Source organism: Streptomyces cahuitamycinicus, from assembly GCF_002891435.1.
Taxonomy (GTDB): domain Bacteria; phylum Actinomycetota; class Actinomycetes; order Streptomycetales; family Streptomycetaceae; genus Streptomyces; species Streptomyces cahuitamycinicus.
In genome coordinates this window covers 1-1,731 of the sequence record NZ_POUC01000789.1, presented here as the reverse complement: position 1 = coordinate 1,731, position 1,731 = coordinate 1, and the positions used below count along the sequence as shown (strand labels likewise).

The 1,731-nt window shown below is 72.2% G+C and carries 2 protein-coding genes and 1 pseudogene; 1 reads left to right on the top strand and 2 read right to left on the bottom strand.

Annotation, left to right across the window (positions count from 1 at the left end; genetic code table 11):
• Nucleotides 1–710 (bottom strand): hypothetical protein (locus tag C1J00_RS42875; RefSeq protein ID WP_102914173.1); only part of this gene is annotated, 710 nt, incomplete at its 3' end.
• A 172-nt stretch (nucleotides 711–882) separates the two neighbouring features.
• Nucleotides 883–1,386 carry a protein-tyrosine phosphatase family protein gene (locus C1J00_RS42870; RefSeq protein ID WP_245936739.1) on the bottom strand — a complete coding sequence of 168 codons (504 nt, stop codon included), beginning with the start codon at nucleotides 1,384–1,386 and terminating at the stop codon, nucleotides 883–885.
• A 119-nt stretch (nucleotides 1,387–1,505) separates the two neighbouring features.
• Between C1J00_RS42870 and C1J00_RS42865 the strand changes: the two are divergent.
• Nucleotides 1,506–1,731: pseudogene (locus C1J00_RS42865) on the top strand (NERD domain-containing protein); the annotation flags it as partial.

Below are 1,731 nucleotides of genomic sequence, written 5' to 3'. Positions count from 1 at the left end.
GTGGGGGAGGCCGACGGATGCCGGGAGTGCTTGCGCGGGCCGGTGCGCAGCATCTCGTCGTGGGTGAGGAGCATGGCCCGCTGGTCCCGGTCCCAGGTCCACTGCAGGCGGTACTCGTACCCCGCGACCTCCGAAGGCGAGCGGATCACCAGGGAGCGCCCGGCCAGCTCGACGCCGCTGAGCGCGTCCTCCCAGGCCATCACCTGCACCAGCCGGTGCTTCTCGACGGTGTAGACGCGGACCGCGGTCGTCTTGCCGGGCAGCAGCGGGAAGCCCAGCGTCAGATCGTCGCGCCCGTCGCCTGTCAGATCCCGGTAGTACGGCTTGAGCACCGGGCACGTCCCGTGTCCAGGGCCCTTCGCGCACTCGGCCATCCCGCGCTTCGTGCCGCGGTAGGGCGCCTTGGCACCGTCGTACTCGTCGGGGTGCCGGGCGATCTCGGCCCGGACGATCCCGACCGGGTCCACCCGGCGGATGTCGTGGCCGGGCACCTTCACCCCCTCGACCACCTCGGTGTTCACCTCGCCGATCTCGAAGGCCGGGCTGGACGCCGGGGTCAGCTCCGGCCAGAGCCGGGCCGGTCCCCGTGCCGTCGGGGTCGAGCCCGCGCCCTCCAGCCCCCCGGCGTCCCCGCAGCCCACGGCGGCGGCCAGCAGGAGGGCGACGACGGCGAGGCGACGGGCGGCCTGTCCGGGGCGGCTGAGGGGCACTGCACTCCTGGCGTTCGTGGATGATCACGTTGGGCGGACGCGACCGTCGGCCGCGTACACCTTATTCGTGGGGAAGTCCCATTTGCGCGAGAGGGCAGCCGGACGTGTGCGGCCGCGGGCGGGAAGGCGCACGGATACCGGGCGCAAGGGTGCCGGGCGTACGGGTGCCGGGCTACTCGGTGAGCTCCTCCAACAGCCGGGCCGTGGCCAGCCCGGCCCGCAGGTACTCGACGAACAGCTCGTTGTGCAGCGCCCAGGACGAGCGGCGGTCCCGGATCAGCCGGATCGCCGCCTCCGCGGAGCTGCCCTGGCGCATTAGCGCGTGCGCGACCACCAGACCGGAACGGTTGTACCCGTGGTAACAGCGGACGAGCACGCTGCGGCCCTCGCTCATCGCCTCGCACGCCGCCTCGGCCAGCCGAATCACCCCGGCGAGCTGTGTCCCGTCCAGCGGCCCGTCGGGGATGGGCCACACCTGGTGCCGGACGCCGGGATCGGGCCCGTGCCCCGGCAGCCGCAGCAGCGTCTGCACGAGATCGAACTCGTTCCGTACGACGGCGAACTCCAGGTGCCCCAAGGCCCCGGTGTACTCGTGACCGCCCATCCAGAGCCCGGGGACGACCTCGCTCCACGCACTCTCCGGAGCGGGCACGTCGGGTTTACTGCGGGTACGCAACGGCGCCTCCCCACGATCACCGCCCGAGGGTCCGCGGGCAGGCCCAACTCCTCTCCAAGGTAGCCGGGTTCTTGCCCCCGCAGCACCCCGCCTGTTCCCATGGACTGGGGTGATGGTGCATGAACGGACTGCGCGTCATACCGACCTGGCGGCACGGCCGGGAGCGGCTGTACGTCTGCCTCCCGGACGGCAGGAACATCGCCTGGTACGACCGTGAGGCCGCCAGGGTGAACCTGCTCGTCCAAGACCGCGAGGACGACGTCATGCGGGCCCTCGGCCCCTTCATCACCGGCCCCGTGACCGTGGGGCCGCCCCCGGTGCCGACCCTGGCTCTTATACACATCT